This is a genomic window from Pseudomonas sp. yb_2, from assembly GCF_043103905.1.
Classification (GTDB): domain Bacteria; phylum Pseudomonadota; class Gammaproteobacteria; order Pseudomonadales; family Pseudomonadaceae; genus Aquipseudomonas; species Aquipseudomonas alloputida.
This window is the reverse complement of the sequence record NZ_JBICKH010000079.1, coordinates 1-15,872: the sequence shown is the minus strand read 5'-3', so window position 1 is coordinate 15,872 and position 15,872 is coordinate 1. Positions and strand designations below refer to the sequence as shown.

At 61.9% G+C, this 15,872-nt stretch carries 15 protein-coding genes and 1 pseudogene; 10 read left to right on the top strand and 6 right to left on the bottom strand.

The window, feature by feature from the left end; all coding sequences use genetic code 11:
- Positions 1-31: 31 nt before the first annotated feature.
- The 3 genes from ACF8FB_RS22090 to graT all read right to left on the bottom strand — a co-directional run bounded on the left by ACF8FB_RS22090 (position 32) and on the right by graT (position 1,090).
- Positions 32-379, bottom strand: a complete 348-nt coding sequence (locus ACF8FB_RS22090; protein WP_003252272.1) for an ArsC family reductase — start codon at positions 377-379, stop codon at positions 32-34.
- Positions 380-503: 124 nt separating this feature from the next.
- On the bottom strand, positions 504-803 hold the full coding sequence (gene graA / locus ACF8FB_RS22085) for a type II toxin-antitoxin system antitoxin GraA (protein ID WP_010952669.1): 300 nt from the start codon (positions 801-803) through the stop codon (positions 504-506).
- 8 nt (positions 804-811) lie between these two features.
- Positions 812-1,090 (bottom strand): type II toxin-antitoxin system toxin GraT, encoded by a 279-nt coding sequence (gene graT / locus ACF8FB_RS22080; protein ID WP_350298663.1) that lies wholly within the window; start codon positions 1,088-1,090, stop codon positions 812-814.
- 250 nt (positions 1,091-1,340) lie between these two features.
- Between graT and ACF8FB_RS22075 the strand changes: the two genes are divergently transcribed.
- The gene (locus tag ACF8FB_RS22075; protein ID WP_049587427.1) at positions 1,341-2,987 is read left to right on the top strand and encodes a Na+/H+ antiporter; all 1,647 of its coding nucleotides are present in this window, start codon (positions 1,341-1,343) and stop codon (positions 2,985-2,987) included.
- 105 nt (positions 2,988-3,092) lie between these two features.
- Here ACF8FB_RS22075 and dapC read toward each other — a convergent pair whose 3' ends face one another.
- From dapC to map, 3 genes are read right to left on the bottom strand one after another with little or no spacing between them, the layout of a single operon-like run.
- The gene (gene dapC / locus ACF8FB_RS22070) at positions 3,093-4,289 is read right to left on the bottom strand and encodes a succinyldiaminopimelate transaminase (protein ID WP_180689363.1); all 1,197 of its coding nucleotides are present in this window, start codon (positions 4,287-4,289) and stop codon (positions 3,093-3,095) included.
- Positions 4,290-4,319: 30 nt separating this feature from the next.
- The gene (locus ACF8FB_RS22065) at positions 4,320-7,022 is read right to left on the bottom strand and encodes a [protein-PII] uridylyltransferase (protein ID WP_010952673.1); all 2,703 of its coding nucleotides are present in this window, start codon (positions 7,020-7,022) and stop codon (positions 4,320-4,322) included.
- Positions 7,023-7,063: 41 nt separating this feature from the next.
- Positions 7,064-7,846: a type I methionyl aminopeptidase gene (map, locus tag ACF8FB_RS22060; protein ID WP_003252286.1), complete on the bottom strand. Its 783-nt coding sequence runs from the start codon at positions 7,844-7,846 to the stop codon at positions 7,064-7,066.
- Positions 7,847-8,192: 346 nt separating this feature from the next.
- Here map and rpsB point away from each other — a divergent pair, with 346 nt between their 5' ends.
- The 9 genes and pseudogenes from rpsB to ACF8FB_RS22015 all read left to right on the top strand — a co-directional run.
- Positions 8,193-8,930, top strand: coding sequence for a 30S ribosomal protein S2 (gene rpsB, locus ACF8FB_RS22055; protein WP_003252287.1), 738 nt, complete (start codon positions 8,193-8,195; stop codon positions 8,928-8,930).
- Positions 8,931-9,115: 185 nt separating this feature from the next.
- Complete coding sequence (gene tsf, locus ACF8FB_RS22050; RefSeq protein WP_010952674.1) at positions 9,116-9,979, top strand: translation elongation factor Ts; 864 nt, start codon at positions 9,116-9,118, stop codon at positions 9,977-9,979.
- 181 nt (positions 9,980-10,160) lie between these two features.
- On the top strand, positions 10,161-10,904 hold the full coding sequence (gene pyrH / locus ACF8FB_RS22045) for a UMP kinase (protein WP_003252294.1): 744 nt from the start codon (positions 10,161-10,163) through the stop codon (positions 10,902-10,904).
- Complete coding sequence (frr, locus tag ACF8FB_RS22040) at positions 10,901-11,458, top strand: ribosome recycling factor (RefSeq protein ID WP_003252296.1); 558 nt, start codon at positions 10,901-10,903, stop codon at positions 11,456-11,458. The genes pyrH and frr overlap by 4 nt, the downstream gene beginning before the upstream one ends.
- A gap of 15 nt (positions 11,459-11,473) precedes the next feature.
- Positions 11,474-12,229, top strand: a complete 756-nt coding sequence (gene uppS, locus ACF8FB_RS22035; protein WP_010952675.1) for a polyprenyl diphosphate synthase — start codon at positions 11,474-11,476, stop codon at positions 12,227-12,229.
- Entirely contained in the window at positions 12,229-13,044 is an 816-nt protein-coding gene (locus ACF8FB_RS22030) for a phosphatidate cytidylyltransferase (protein WP_392509279.1), read from the top strand. The genes uppS and ACF8FB_RS22030 overlap by 1 nt, the downstream gene beginning before the upstream one ends.
- Entirely contained in the window at positions 13,041-14,231 is a 1,191-nt protein-coding gene (ispC, locus tag ACF8FB_RS22025) for a 1-deoxy-D-xylulose-5-phosphate reductoisomerase (protein WP_049587431.1), read from the top strand. The genes ACF8FB_RS22030 and ispC overlap by 4 nt, the downstream gene beginning before the upstream one ends.
- A 71-nt stretch (positions 14,232-14,302) precedes the next feature.
- Positions 14,303-15,655 carry an RIP metalloprotease RseP gene (gene rseP / locus ACF8FB_RS22020; protein WP_392511979.1) on the top strand — a complete coding sequence of 451 codons (1,353 nt, stop codon included), beginning with the start codon at positions 14,303-14,305 and terminating at the stop codon, positions 15,653-15,655.
- A 73-nt stretch (positions 15,656-15,728) separates the two neighbouring features.
- Positions 15,729-15,872 (top strand): annotated as a pseudogene (locus ACF8FB_RS22015) (outer membrane assembly protein); the annotation flags it as partial.

The window sequence follows — 15,872 nt, the reverse complement described above, 5'->3', positions numbered from 1 at the left end:
GTGATTACCTCGTGCGAAATAGGGTGGGGGCTCAGGCCAGGGCAGCGGCGTACAGGTCGGGCTTGAAGCCAACCAGGGTACGCGCGCCAAGGTCGAGCACCGGGCGTTTGATCATCGACGGCTGGGCCAGCATCAGCTCGACGGCCTTGGCCTGGTCGAGGTCTGCCTTGCTGGCGTCGTCCAGCTTGCGGAAGGTGGTGCCGGCACGGTTGAGGATGACTTCCCAGCCGTGTTCGTCGCACCAGCGGTTCAGGCTGTCACGGTCGATGCCTTGGGTTTTGTAATCATGGAATTCGTAGGCGATGGCTTTGTCTTCGAGCCAGGTACGCGCCTTTTTCATGGTGTCACAGGCTTTGATGCCGTAGAGCGTGTAGGTCATTGTGTACATTGGGGTTGCAAGTAGCCCCAATCTCTCCGTTTTTCGATGTCAGTCGCGGGATTATGCGGGAACGATCCTCGCGGCGCCACGCCCGTGGCGCCCCTGTTTATTGATCAGGATGTGTTCAAGCGACCAGACGCTGGACCGACCCGATGATCTCATCGCCGTGTTGCTGTTCGGCTGTGCGCAGATCGAAGGCCGTCTGCAGGTTGAGCCAGAACTCAGGGGTGGTGTCCAGGCAGATGGACAGGCGCAGTGCCATGTCGGCGGAAACACCGCCCCGTTCGCGCAGGATGTTGTTGACGGTTGGCGTTGCTACACCCAACGCCCTGGCCAGAGCCGCGGCGCTGAAGCCCATTTCCTTCTGGAACTCCTCCCGCAGGATTTCACCCGGATGGATTGGACGCATACCGTTCTTGAGCATGATGCACCTCAGTGGTAATCGACAATTTCAACGTTAACTGGCCCGTGCTCTGTCCAGGTGAAGCACAACCGCCATTGGTCATTTACACGGATACTGTGCTGGTCGGCGCGGTTGCCGCTCAGTGACTCGAGGCGATTGCCAGGTGGCGACCTAAGGTCTCGCAACTCTGTTGCGGCATCGAGCATGGCCAGCTTGCGCTCCGCGACTGACTTGATATCTGACCAACGCCGTGTCTTTCCCGTTGTGAAGAGCGCTTCCGTGTCGGCACAGCTAAAGCTTCGAATCATGAGCTGAATGCTTAACGTTATTCGTTAATTTCGATTATACGACGGGATCGCTGTAGTTCAAGTCTTCAATGACGGGCACGCGACTCGCAAGCTCCGGTCACATCTGCTGGGTATCATCATGTTACATATTCCCCCGTCACCTGCGACTATCGTGCAGCGGCCCCGAACCGTCGGTCGCCGCTAACATATTGTTCCAATGGCGATGTTTCGCCTTGCTATCGTTTCTGGTTCTCAAAGGAAGCCTTACCGGATGCAGTCCGCCTACACCGTCCTTATCCTGCTGACCCTGGTCAGCCTGTCGAAGCTGGTCGGCCGTGTGATCCCACTGCCATTGCCGCTGGTACAGATTGCCGCCGGTGCCTTGCTGGCGTGGCCGACGCTGGGCCTGCATGTAGCCCTTGACCCCGAATTGTTCCTGTTCCTGTTCCTGCCTCCGCTGCTGTTCGCCGACGGCTGGCGCATCCCCAAGCGTGAGTTATGGCGCATTCGTGGCCCGGTAGTGGCGCTGGCCGTGGGGCTGGTGTTGTTCACCGTGGTCGGCGCCGGTTACTTCATCCACTGGTTGCTGCCGAGCATCCCGTTGCCGGTGGCCTTCGCCCTGGCCGCAGTGCTTTCGCCGACCGACGCCGTGGCCGTTTCGGCCATTGCCCAGGACCGCCTGCCCACTCCCCTGATGCACATGCTGCAGGGCGAGGCGCTGATGAACGACGCGTCGGGCCTGGTAACCTTCAAGTTCGCCTTGGCGGCGGCGATCACCGGGGTGTTTTCGTTGGCTGACGCCAGCTTCAGCTTCGTGTTGGTCGCACTGGGCGGGCTTGCGGTGGGCGTGGTACTGAGCTGGTTGATCGGTCGCCTGCGCATGTGGATGATCACCCGGGGCTGGGACGATCCGGCTACCCATGTGGTGTTCATGTTGCTGCTGCCGTTCGCAGCCTACGTGCTGGCCGAGCGCCTGGGCGTTTCGGGTATTCTCTCGGCGGTGGCGGCCGGCATGATGCAGAGCTGGCTCGACCTGCTGCCGCGTCAGACCAGTACCCGCCTGCTTAACCGCAGTGTCTGGTCGTTGCTGGAGTTTGCCTTCAATGGCCTGATCTTCCTGTTGTTGGGCTTGCAGTTGCCAGACATCATCAAGGCCGTGGTCAGCCACGAAGCGACCCTCTGGCCGACATTGGCCTACCGCTGTCTGGACGTGGTGGCGATCTTTGCCGCACTGATTATGTTGCGGTTCATCTGGGTCCAGAGTATCTGGCGCTCGATCGGTGTGGTCCGTCGCTGGCGCGGCAAGCCGGCACTGGTGCTGATGCCTACGGCGCGTTCCTGCTGGTTGCTGACCTTGGGGGGTGTGCGCGGCGCTGTCACCCTGGCGGGTGTCATGTCGATCCCGTTGCTGATAGGGGCTGGTACAGCGTTCCCGGAGCGTGACCTGCTTATCTTCATTGCTGCGGGGGTAATCCTGCTGTCGTTGATCAGCGCCTGCATCGCGCTGCCGATATTACTGCGCGGGGTGACCAAGAGCCCTGACGAGCGCTTGCACCAAGAGGTGCAGGAGGCCTGGCGGCGCACAGCCGAGGCGGCGATTCATGCCTTGGAGGCAGAAGAGGTGATCGACAGCAACGCACCGCAGGATGCTGCGCAGGCAACGTTGGCGACCGAGTTGAAGGCGCGCTTGATGGCTGAATACCGGGATGAGCTGGAAAGCTACGACGACAGTGCTGAAGCCAAAGCCCTGGCCGCACAGATGGACTTGCTGGAGCGGCGTTTACGCTTGCGTGCCCTGAGGGCGCAGCGGTTGGAGCTGTACAACCTGCATCGTCAGCACCTGGTGGGGGATGAGGTGGTGCGGCAAGTACTGGGTGAGCTGGATATGAGTGAGGCGAACCTGGGTTCAGTCAAGTAGACCCTATCAAGGCCCTTCGCGGGCGCGCCCGCTCCCACAGGTACTGCGCTGCGCTTGAAATCAGCGCTGTACCTGTGGGAGCGGGCGTGCCCGCGAAGGGGTTGATCAGCGGTTTTGCAGGAAGGTGCGAATCCGCTCGGCCGCCTCGATGCATTCGGCCAGCGGTGCAACCAGTGCCATGCGCACGCGCCCGGCACCCGGGTTCACCCCATCCACCTCGCGTGACAGGTACGACCCCGGTACCACGGTCACATGCTGGGCTTCGAACAGGTCACGGGTGAACTCGGCATCGTCGCCCGGTACCTTGGCCCACAGGTAGAAACTGCCGTCCGGGCGCTGCACATCCAGTACCGGCTGCAGAATATCCAGCACGGCATCGTATTTGGCGCGGTATTGGTCGCGGTTCTCGCGTACATGCGCCTCGTCCTGCCAGGCGGCGATGCTGGCCAGCTGGGTTTGCACCGGCATCGCGCAGCCGTGGTAGGTGCGGTACAGCAGAAACGGCTTGATGATCTGGGCATCGCCCGCGACGAAGCCCGAGCGCAGCCCAGGCAGGTTGGAGCGCTTGGACAGGCTGTGGAACACCACGCAGCGCGCAAAATCGCTACGACCAAGCTCGGCGCATGCCGACAGCAGGCCTGGCGGTGGCGCATCCTCGTCGAAGTACAGCTCGCTGTAGCACTCGTCGGCGGCGATCACGAAGTCGTGTTCGTCAGCCAGGGCAATCAGCTTCTTCAGGGTGTTCATCGGCACCAGCGCACCGGTAGGGTTGCCTGGCGAGCACAGGAACAGGATCTGGCAACGCTTCCACACCTCGGCCGGTACGGCGTCGAAGTCCGGGTTGAAACCGTTGTTTTCCAGGCAGGGCAGGTAGTGCGGGGTGGCACCGGCCAGCAGCGCTGCGCCTTCGTAGATCTGGTAGAACGGGTTGGGGCTGATCACCAGGCCGTCATCGGCGCGGTTGACCACGGCCTGGGTGAAGGCGAACAGCGCTTCACGGGTGCCGTTGACCGGGAGGATGTGGCGGTCAGCGTCCAGCCAGCCGGCGGGCACGCCAAAGCGTCGTTCGCACCACTGGCCGATGGCCTGGCGCAGGGCTGGCAAACCAAGGGTGCTGGGGTAAACCGCCAGCTTGTCGAGGTTGTCGGCCATGGCCTGGGCGACGAACGCCGGCGATTCGTGCTTCGGCTCACCGATCGACAGGGCGATGGCGCGTTTGTCCGCCGCAGGCTTCACGCTGCCCAGCAGGGCGCGAAGCTTTTCGAACGGATAGGGCTGAAGCTGGGTCAAGGCATGGTTCATCGGCGCAAGGTCTCGTCAATCGTCTAATCGTTAAAAGGTCACGCGGGTCTGGCTGGTGTCGCTACCTTGGCCGGCCTGCAGTTGCTGCACGATGGCTTCCTGCAGGCGGCTGCACAGCTGCGGGTCTGACAGCGGCTGGTTGTCGGCATCGGTAATGAAGAACACGTCTTCTACCCGCTCGCCGAGGGTGGCGATCTTGGCGTTTTGCAGTGACAGGTCGAACTCCAGGAAGATCCGCCCCAGCCGGGCCAGCAGGCCCGGGCGGTCTGGCGCGGTGATTTCGAGGATGGTCACCGGCCGCTGGGCATCGTTGAGGATGGTCACTTGCGGCGGGAAGTCGAAGTGCTTGAGCTGCCGCGGTACCCGGCGCTGGATGATGGTCGGGTAGTCCTCGGGGTTGCGCAGCGCTTCGGTCAGGCCATCGCGAATCTGCTTGACCCGCTGTGGGTTGTCGCCGATCGAGCCACCGTCGTTGTCCAGCACAATGTAGGTGTCGAGGGTGAACTGGCTGCTCGACGTGATGATCCGCGCGTCGTGGATGTTCAGGTTCAACTGCGACATGGCCGCCACCGTCACGGCGAAGAAATCGTGCTGGTCGGGGGCATAGATGAAGATCTGCGTGCCGCCTTCGAACTCGCGCTGGGTGGTTTCCTTGATCAGCACCAGCGGCCCGCCATCGGCCGGTTGCTGCAGGATCGCATCCGTGTGCCAGGCCACGTCGGCGGCGGTGTGCTTGAGGAAATAGTCATCGCCCAGTTGCGCCCATAGCTGCTCGACGTCGTCCGGGTCGGTGCCCTCGCGCACCAGGATGTCCAGCGCTGAGGACTGGGTCTGGCGAATCTGCTCTTCGCGGTCCAGCGGGTTTTCCAGGCCGCGGCGCAGGGCACGCTTGGTCTCGGTGTACAGCTGGCGCAGCAGGCTGGCCCGCCACGAGTTCCAAAGGCTCGGGTTGGTGGCGTTGATGTCGGCCACGGTCAGTACGTACAGGTAGTCAAGGCGCGTCTCGTCGCCCACGTGCAGGGCAAAGTCGTTGATCACCTGCGGGTCGGACAAGTCCTTGCGCTGAGCGGTGGTCGACATCACCAGGTGGTTCTGCACCAGCCAGACGATCAGGCGGCTGTCCCAGGCCGGCAACTGGTGCCGTTCGCAGAACTTCTGCGCGTCCACTGCACCGATTTCCGAGTGGTCGCCCTGGCGACCCTTGCCGATGTCGTGGTACAGCCCGGCCAGGTAGATCAGCTCGGGTTTGGGCAGGCGCCCCATGAGCTTGCTGGCCAGCGGGAATTTCTCGGACACCGGCGTGTATTGCAGCTTGCGCAGGTGCTTGATGAGGTTGAGGGTATGCGCGTCGACCGTATAGATGTGGAACAGGTCATGCTGCATCTGCCCGACGATCAGGCCGAACTCTGGCAGGTAACGGCCGAGAATGCCGTAGCGGTTCATCCGGCGCAGGTTGCGGTGGATGCCGATTTCGCACTTGAACAGCTCGATGAACAGGCTGGTATTGCGGATGTCGGTGCGGAACGTGTCGTCGATCAGGTGGCGGTGTTCGCGCAGCAGGCGCACGGTATCGGCACGCACGCCCTTTATCTCGGGGTGCTGGGCCATCAGCACGAAGATTTCCAGCATGGCAAATGGCGTGCGTTTGAACACGTTCGGGTGGGTGGCCTCGATATAGCCGTCATGCAGGCGGAACCGCGCATTCAGCGGCTGGGTGCTGCCACTTTCCTCATCGGCGAGGATAACCTCTTCGAAGTGCTGGATGATCAGGTCGCACAGCTGGCTGATGCTCATCACCACCCGGTAGTACTGCTGCATGAACTGTTCGATCGCCCGCTTGGGGTTTTCATCGCTGTAGCCCAGCAGCGTGGCGATGCTGCGCTGGTGGTCGAACAGCAGGCGGTCTTCGGCGCGTCCGGCCAGCATGTGCAGGGCGTAACGGACTTTCCAGAGGAAGTCCTGGGACGAAGCCAGCAGTTCATTCTCGCTTTCCAGCAAGAAGCCTTCGCCGGCCAGTGCGTGCAGGTTGAGCGTCCCGTACTGGCGGCGGGCCACCCACAGGACCGTCTGGATGTCACGCAGGCCACCTGGCGAACCCTTGACGTTGGGTTCGAGGTTGTACTCGGTGTCGTTGTACTTGTGGTGGCGGGCCTTGAGTTCGGCGCGCTTGGCCAGGAAGAACTCCTTGCTCGGCCACATGTGCGCGGTGCTGGTGACTTCCAGCATGCGCTGGCGCAAGGCCTCGGGACCGGCGATGGTGCGGCTTTCCATCAGGTTGGTGATCACCGTCAGGTCGGCGCGGGCCTGTTCGGCGCATTCGTCGACGGTGCGCACGCTCTGGCCGACTTCCAGGCCAATGTCCCACAGCAAGGTCAGAAAGCGCTCGATGGCGTCACGGTACTGCTCGTGCTCGGCTGCGCCCAGCAGAATCAGCAGGTCGATGTCCGAGTGCGGGTGCAGTTCACCGCGCCCGTAGCCGCCCACCGCAACCAGGGCAATGCCGCTCTGGTCGCCCCAGTCGAACTGGTTCCACGCCTGTTGCAGGATATTGTCGACGAGCCAGGCGCGGGCCTCGATCAGCGGGCGGATGTCGCTGCCGGCGCGAAAACGTTTGTCGAGCACCTCGCCGGCCAGGCGGATGGCTTTCTTGAAGGCGGCGATGGGGCTCGCCTTGAGGGCCAGTTCCGCCTGGAACTGGCCACGGTCGAACAGCTCGGGGTCCACCTGGGGCATCGCGTCACGTTCCTGTCGTGGGGTGGCCTGTCGGGGTGCGGTCAGGCCGAAGTGCGCGGGATGGTGTCGTCCTTGCGCAGGGTGAAGATCTCGTAGCCAGTGGCGGTCACCACCAAAGTGTGTTCCCACTGGGCCGAGAGCTTGCGGTCCTTGGTGATGGCGGTCCAGCCGTCGCCCAGCACCTTGGTGTCGGCCTTGCCCTGGTTGATCATCGGCTCGATGGTGAAGGTCATGCCTTCCTTCAGCTCCATGCCCGTGCCAGCGCGGCCATAGTGGAGGATCTGCGGCTCTTCGTGGAACACCTTGCCGATGCCATGACCGCAGAACTCGCGTACCACCGAGAAACCGTTCTTTTCCGCGTGCTTCTGGATCACTTCACCGATGTCGCCCAGGCGGCAGCCCGGCTTGACCAGCTCGATGGCCTTGTACATGCATTCCTGGGTGACCTTGGACAGGCGCTCGGCCCAGACCGGCACGTTACCGACGTGGAACATGCGGCTGGTGTCGCCGTGGTAGCCGTCCTTGATCACGGTGACGTCGATATTGAGCGTGTCACCGTCCTTGAGCGGCTTGTCGTTGGGGATGCCGTGGCAGACCACATGGTTGATCGAGGTGCAGATCGACTTCGGGTAGCCCTTGTAGTTGAGCGGTGCCGGGATGGCCTGCTGAACGTTGACGATATAATCGTGGCACAGGCGGTCGAGCTCTTCGGTGGTGACACCGGGCTTGACGTGTTCTTCGATCATTTCCAGCACTTCGGCGGCCAGGCGGCCAGCGATGCGCATCTTCTCGATGTCTTCTGCGGTCTTGATGGTGACGGTCATTACAGGCTCTCTACGGCGCCGTGCACGGCGCGAACAAACGGGAAAGGCCGGATTCTAGCAGAGCAGGGCGCCGATCGGTCGGGATAAAGGCGGCCATGCTGTTGTCTACAGCTGGCATTCTGGCGCGAAAGCCGGGGTGCTGCAAAAAGTGCTGACAGACGCAACAGTATCCGGGTTCCGTTCGCTCGCGGTCTGTGGTATAAAATGCGCCGCTTTCGGGGACGACCCCGTCAGCACTTAACCCACACACGTGTCGACACGATGACCTGGGTGCCCCGAGTTGCAGAATTCGCGGGTTGGTCATTGGGATACGTGGAGGCCCAACCCGACTTATCAAGGAACTATCATGTCCCAAGTCAACATGCGCGATATGCTGAAGGCCGGTGTGCACTTCGGCCACCAGACCCGTTACTGGAACCCGAAAATGGGCAAGTACATTTTCGGCGCGCGTAACAAGATCCACATCGTCAACCTGGAAAAAACCCTGCCAATGTTCAACGACGCTCTGTCGTTCGTAGAGCGCCTGGCCCAGGGCAAGAACAAGATCCTGTTCGTCGGCACCAAGCGTTCCGCCGGCAAGATCGTCGCCGAGCAAGCAGCTCGTTGCGGTTCGCCGTACGTTGACCACCGTTGGTTGGGCGGCATGCTGACCAACTACAAGACCATCCGCGCTTCGATCAAGCGTCTGCGCGACCTGGAAACCCAGGCCGAAGACGGCACTTTCGCCAAGCTGACCAAGAAAGAAGCCCTGATGCGCTCCCGCGACCTGGAAAAACTGGATCGCAGCCTGGGTGGCATCAAGGACATGGGCGGTCTGCCAGACGCTCTGTTCGTTATCGACGTTGATCACGAGCGCATCGCGATCACCGAAGCCAACAAACTGGGTATCCCGGTCATCGGCGTTGTCGATACCAACAGCAGCCCGGAAGGTGTTGACTACATCATCCCAGGTAACGATGACGCCATTCGCGCTATCGAGCTGTACATGACTTCGATGGCTGACGCAGTCATCCGCGGCCGCAACAACGTTGCCGGCGGCACCGAAGTTTACGCTGAAGAAGCGGCTGCACCTGCTGCTGAGTAATAGGCGCTAGCGTCTACTTGGCACGCAAAAAGGGGGCTTTGCCCCCTTTTTGCCACCTTGAAATCCTGCTGTCAGCATCGGCCCCGCATCATGGGCCTGCTGAAATGAAAACAGCGGATTTGCAGAATTGAACGCCCGTGATTGACGGGTGGAATGGTTGAAAAACTTTCCAAGAGGATTTTGAAATGGCAGCAATTACTGCAGCGCTGGTAAAAGAACTGCGCGAGCGTACCGGCGAAGGCATGATGGATTGCAAAAAGGCCCTGGAAAAGGCCGGCGGCGACATCGAGAAAGCCATTGACGACATGCGTGCCTCGGGCGCCATCAAGGCCGCCAAAAAGGCTGGCAACGTCGCTGCTGAAGGCGCTATCGCCGTCAAGACCGACGGTACTTCCGCCGTCCTGCTGGAAGTGAACTCGCAGACCGACTTCCTGGCCCTGCAAGACGACTTCAAGAACTTCGTGGCCGAAAGCCTCGAAGAAGCCTTCGCCCAGAAGCTGACCGACGCCGCTCCGCTGATCGCCTCGCGTGAAGCTGCTCGTGAAGCCCTGGTTGCCAAGTGCGGCGAGAACGTCAACATCCGTCGCCTGGTGCGCGTTGAGGGTGACGTTGTCGGTGCCTACCTGCACGGCAACAAGATCGGCGCTGTCGTCGTTCTGAAAGGCGGTGACGTGGAGCTGGCGAAGAACATCGCCATGCACGTTGCAGCTTCGAACCCTGAGTTCCTGGATTCGTCGGAAATCTCCGCCGAGGCCATCGAGCGCGAGAAGAATGTCTTCCTGCAGCTGAACGCCGACAAGATCGCCGGCAAGCCGGAAAACATCGTTGAGAACATGATCAACGGTCGTATCACCAAGTTCAAGGCCGAAGCCTCGCTGAAAGAGCAAGCCTTCGTCATGAACCCGGAAATCAAGGTTGGCGAGCTGGCCAAGAAAGCCGGTGCTGAAATCGTTTCCTTCACCTACTTCAAAGTAGGCGAAGGCATCGAGAAGCCAGTCGACGACTTCGCTGCTGAAGTTGCCGCTCAGGTCGCTGCTGCCAAGCAGTAAGACAGCCCCGTCTGTCGCCCCAAAGAGGCTGCCCGCTCACGCGCGCAGCCTCTTTGTCAAAACGGGGAGGGGTTTATACGACTCCCTCTTCGCTGGCACCGAAGCGGTGCCACGCTACAGTTAGCAGGCTGCAAACAGCCCGCACGAATTTTCTAAAAGTACGCCGCAGGAGAGACTCGCAATGGCTCAGCAGGTGAGTGGTCGCCAACCTCGCTATAAACGCATTTTGCTCAAACTTAGCGGCGAGGCCCTGATGGGCTCGGAAGACTTCGGGATCGACCCGAAAGTGCTGGATCGCATGGCGCTTGAAGTTGGCCAGCTGGTAGGGATCGGTGTCCAGGTCGGCCTGGTGATCGGTGGTGGCAACCTGTTCCGCGGCGCCGCGCTCAGCGCAGCCGGCATGGACCGCGTCACGGGTGACCACATGGGGATGCTGGCTACCGTGATGAACGGCCTGGCCATGCGCGATGCGCTGGAGCGCTCGAACATCCCGGCCCTGGTCATGTCGGCCATTTCCATGGTGGGTGTCACCGATCATTACGATCGCCGCAAAGCTATTCGTCACCTCAACTCCGGGGATGTGGTAATTTTCTCCGCCGGTACCGGCAACCCGTTCTTCACCACCGACTCCGCGGCCTGCCTGCGCGCCATCGAAATCGATGCTGACGTGGTGCTGAAGGCGACCAAGGTCGATGGCGTGTACACTGCCGATCCATTCAAGGACCCGCATGCCGAGAAATTCGATCACCTGACCTACGATGAGGTTCTGGATCGCAAGCTGGGTGTGATGGACCTGACCGCAATCTGCCTGTGCCGTGACCACAAGATGCCATTGCGGGTATTCAACATGAACAAGCCTGGCGCCCTGCTGAACATTGTGGTGGGTGGCGCTGAAGGCACACTGATCGAGGAAGGCCAAGCATGATCAACGACATCAAGAAAGACGCGCAGGAGCGCATGGGCAAGTCCATCGAAGCCCTGTCCCGCAACCTGGCTGCAATCCGCACCGGTCGCGCTCACCCAAGCATCCTGGACAGCGTCAAGGTTACCGCCTGGGGTAGCGAAATGCCGCTGAACCAGGTCGCCGCGATCACCGTCGAAGATGCCCGCACCCTGAAGATCGTCGCTCACGACAAGAACCTCAGCGCTGCCATCGAAAAGGCCATCCTCACCTCCGATCTGGGCCTTAACCCGTCCAGCGCCGGTACCACCATCCGTGTGCCGATGCCGGCCCTGACCGAGGAAACCCGCAAGGGCTACACCAAGCAGGCCAGCGGTGTTGCCGAGGATGCCAAGGTAGCCGTGCGCAACGTGCGCCGCGACGCCCTGGCTGACCTGAAAAAGCTGACCAAGGACAAGGAAATCAGCGAAGACGAAGAGCGTCGCGCCGCGGACGAGATCCAGAAGCTGACCGACAAGTTCGTCGCCGAAGTGGATGCTGCCTTCAAAGCCAAGGAAAAGGACCTGATGGCCGTCTAAGGCCGGGGTTTTTTAATGGAAAAGACCAAGCCAGCGGCGCCGTCCTCGGTGCCGCGTCATGTCGCGATCATCATGGATGGCAACAACCGCTGGGCGAAAAAACGCCTGCTGCCCGGCGTGGCCGGGCACAAGGCGGGTGTGGATGCCGTTCGCGCGGTCATCGAAGTCTGTGCCAAGTCCGGGGTCGAGGTACTGACCCTGTTCGCCTTCTCCAGCGAGAACTGGCAGCGCCCTGCCGAAGAGGTCGGTGCGCTGATGGAGCTGTTCTTCTCGGCGCTGCGCCGTGAGGCCAAGCGCCTTGACGAGAACAACATCAGCCTGCGCATCATCGGCGACCGTTCGCGTTTCCATCCTGAACTGCAGGCCGCCATGCGCGAGGCCGAGGCAGTGACCGCTGGCAACAACCGTTTCATTCTGCAGATAGCAGCCAACTACGGTGGCCAGTGGGACATCGCCCAGGCTGCCCAGCGGCTGGCGCGGGAAGTGCAAGCCGGGCACCTGCGCCCGGAAGACATCACCCCGGGTCTGCTGCAGACCTGCCTGGCAACCGGCGACCTGCCGCTACCGGACCTGTGCATTCGCACCGGTGGCGAGCACCGCATCAGCAATTTCCTGTTGTGGCAGCTGGCCTATGCCGAGTTGTACTTCTCCGACCTCTACTGGCCGGACTTCAAACACGAGGCCATGCGCAATGCCCTGGCCGATTTCGCTTCGCGCCAGCGCCGCTTCGGTAAGACCAGCGAGCAGGTCGAGGCTGGAGCTCGTGCTTAATGCTTAAACAACGCATCATTACTGCGCTGATCCTGCTGCCGGTCGCGCTGGGTGGTTTCTTCCTGCTCAATGGCGGTGATTTCGCCCTGTTCATCGGCTTCGTAGTGACCCTCGGTGCCTGGGAGTGGGCGCGCCTTGCCGGGCTGATGGCCCAGCCGCTGCGCATTGCCTATGCAGCGGTGGTCGCGGGGGCGCTGATGCTGCTGCACATCCTTCCGGAACTGGCGCCCTGGGTGCTGGGCGCTGCCGTGATCTGGTGGGGGCTGGCCACCTGGCTGGTGCTTACCTACCCGCGCAGCAGCGACCTGTGGGCCAGTGCGGCCTGTCGGTTGTTGATCGGCCTGCTGGTGTTGCTGCCGGCCTGGCAAGGGCTGGTGCTGCTCAAGCACTGGCCCTTGGGCAACTGGCTGATCCTGTCGGTCATGGTGCTGGTGTGGGCCGCCGACATCGGTGCGTACTTCTCTGGCCGGGCATTCGGCAAGCGCAAGCTGGCTCCGCAGGTCAGCCCGGGCAAGAGCTGGGAAGGCGTGTACGGTGGCCTGGCGGTCAGCCTGTTGATTACCCTGGGTGTCGGCATCAGCCGCGACTGGGGCTTTGGTCAGATCCTGCTGGGCCTGTTGGGCGCTGCGTTGCTGGTGATGTCCTCGGTGGTCGGTGACCTGACCGAGAGCATGTTCAAGCGTCGCTCCGGTATCAAGGACAGCAGCAATCTGCTGCCCGGGCATGGAGGTGTGCTCGATCGCATTGACAGCCTGACTGCCGCAATCCCGGTCTTCGCCGTGCTGTTGTGGGCTGCCGAATGGGGTGTGATGTGAGTCGCCCGCAACGTATAACCGTGCTCGGGGCCACCGGCTCCATTGGCCTGAGCACGCTGGATGTGATTGCGCGTCATCCTGACCGTTATCAAGCGTTTGCCCTCACTGGCTATTCGCGCATCGACGAGCTGTTGGCGCTATGCGTGCGTCATCGTCCGGCCTTCGCTGTGGTGCCGAGCACCGAGGCGGCGGTGAGGTTGCGTGCGAGTCTGGCTGCGGCCGGTTGCACCACCGAGGTGCTGGAAGGTGAGGCCGGGCTTTGCCAGGTGGCGTCGGCCGCTGAAGTGGATGCAGTGATGGCAGCCATTGTCGGTGCTGCCGGCCTGCGCCCCACGCTGGCGGCGGTCGAGGCGGGCAAGAAGGTGTTGCTGGCCAACAAGGAAGCACTTGTGATGTCCGGCGCACTGTTCATGGAGGCGGTGCGGCAAAAGGGTGCCGTGCTGCTGCCGATCGACAGCGAACACAACGCTATCTTCCAGTGCATGCCAGGCGACTACGCCCGTGGCCTGAGTGCCGTCGGTGTGCGCCGGATCCTGCTTACCGCGTCCGGCGGGCCGTTCCGCGAAACGCCGGTCGAGGCGCTGCTGGACGTGACTCCGGAGCAAGCCTGTGCGCACCCCAACTGGTCCATGGGGCGCAAGATCTCCGTGGATTCGGCCAGCATGATGAACAAAGGCCTCGAGTTGATCGAAGCCTGCTGGTTGTTCGATGCCGTGCCGTCCAAGGTTGAGGTGGTGGTGCACCCGCAGAGCGTGATCCACTCGCTGGTCGACTACGTGGACGGTTCGGTACTCGCGCAGTTGGGCAACCCGGACATGCGTACGCCAATCGCCAACGCGTTGGCCTGGCCGGAACGGATCGATTCCGGGGTTGCCCCTCTGGACCTGTTCGCCATCGCCCGTCTGGATTTCCAGGCGCCCGACGAACAACGCTTCCCTTGCCTGCGCCTTGCACGGCAGGCTGCCGAGGCCGGCAACAGCGCGCCTGCCGTGCTCAATGCGGCCAACGAAGTCGCGGTCCAGGCATTTCTTGAACGGCGCATCCGCTTCCCGGAGATCGCGGGTATGATCGAACAGGTACTCGACCAGGAACCCGTCGTACCGCTGCCGTCGCTGGATGCGGTATTTGCCGCCGATCAGCGTGCCCGGGAGCTTTCCCGTGAGTGGCTGAGGCGTCACGGCCGCTGATGCAGGCCCGTCAAGGTTCGTGAGGGGGCTGGGCAGGATGCCGGCCCGCTGAACATCATTCGGAGATGGACATGACAGCGCTCTACATGATTATCGGCACCCTCGTGGCTTTGGGTGTGCTGGTCACTTTCCACGAATTCGGTCACTTCTGGGTGGCGCGCCGCTGCGGCGTCAAGGTGCTGCGTTTCTCGGTGGGTTTCGGCACGCCGCTGCTGCGGTGGCATGACCGCCACGGCACCGAGTTCGTTGTTGCGGTCATTCCTCTGGGTGGCTACGTCAAGATGCTCGACGAGCGCGAAGGCGATGTGCCGCCAGCGCTGGCCGGGCAGTCGTTCAACCGCAAGTCGGTGCGCCAGCGTATTGCGATTGTCGCGGCAGGCCCGATCGCCAATTTTCTGCTGGCTATCCTGTTTTTCTGGGTGCTGGCGATGCTGGGTACCCAGCAAATCCGCCCGGTTATCGGCGCGGTCGACAGTGGCAGCCTGGCAGCATCTGCAGGGCTGACCGCAGGTCAGGAAATCGTTTCTGTAGATGGCAAGCCGACCAACGGTTGGTCGGCGGTCAATTTGCAGCTGGTTCGTCGTCTGGGCGAGAGCGGTACCTTGCAGATTGGCGTGCGCGATGAGGGCGCCAGCGCCGAGCGCCAGCTGCAGGTCAAGCTGGACAGTTGGCTCAAGGGCGCCGACGAGCCGGACCCGATTCAATCCCTGGGACTGCGCCCTTGGCGCCCGGCGATCACCCCGGTGCTGGCCGAGATCGATCCGAAGGGGCCGGCTGCCGCTGCGGGCCTGAAAACCGGTGACAAGCTGCTGGCTCTGGATGATTTGGCAGTGACCGAATGGCAGCAGGTAGTCGACCACGTGCGCGCCCGTCCGGATGCCAAGGTCATGGTGCGAGTGGAGCGCGACGGCGCTGCCCTGGAGCTGCCGGTGACCTTGGCCCGCAAGGGGGAGGGCAAGGCAGTCGGTGGCTATCTTGGCGCTGGTGTCAAAGGTGGCGAATGGCCTGCCAACATGCTCCGCGAAATCAGCTACGGCCCGCTGGATGCGGTGGGTGAGAGCTTGTCGCGTACCTGGAACATGAGCGTCCTGACCCTTGAATCGCTGAAGAAAATGCTGTTCGGGGAGCTCTCGGTAAAAAACTTGAGTGGACCGATAACCATTGCTAAAGTGGCGGGCGCTTCAGCCCAGTCCGGCGTGGGGGATTTCCTGAATTTCCTGGCCTACCTGAGCATAAGCCTGGGGGTTCTTAACCTGCTGCCCATTCCAGTACTGGACGGGGGGCATTTGCTGTTTTACCTGGTCGAGTGGGCGCGCGGTCGTCCGCTGTCGGATCGGGTGCAAGGTTGGGGGGTTCAGATCGGTATCAGTTTGGTCATAGGGGTGATGTTGCTCGCCCTGATCAACGATCTGGGTCGACTATAAAGCTTCGCTCAATTGCGAACCTGCCGTTCTGTGACGGCAGGTTGTTTATTGCCAGTTGGAATAAAAGGACTTCATGAAACGTCTGCTGCTAACTGCGGTCATGTCCGCACTGATGATCGCTGAAGTTCACGCCGAGTCCTTCACCATCTCCGATATTCGCGTCAACGGCCTGCAGCGGGTTTCCGCCGGCAGTGTGTTCGGTGCCTTGCCGCTGAAC